The sequence below is a fragment of the Peribacillus sp. SIMBA_075 genome, assembly GCF_046534585.1.
Genome location: NZ_JAWRYN010001227.1, coordinates 1 through 249, shown reverse-complemented (window position 1 = coordinate 249; position 249 = coordinate 1). Strand labels below are relative to the sequence as shown.

The following is a 249-nucleotide window of genomic DNA, read 5'->3' as shown; positions in this document are numbered from 1 at the left end:
AAAGCGTACAGGATACATCGTTATTACATCTGATCGCGGACTAGCAGGTGGTTATAACAGTAACGTATTACGTACAGTGAGTAACGTAATTCGTGAACGTCATAATATGGACTCAAACCAATATTCAATTATTGTGCTTGGCCGACTAGGACGTGATTATTTAAAACGTCGCGGCTTTAACATCATTGATGAAGTAGTTGGACTATCTGACCACCCATCATTTACTGATATTAAAGATCTTGCTTCTCG

General features: G+C 39.0%; 1 pseudogene. It reads left to right on the top strand.

From position 1 onward, the window contains the following. A pseudogene (gene atpG, locus SB775_RS32230) lies at window positions 1-249 on the top strand (F0F1 ATP synthase subunit gamma); the annotation flags it as partial.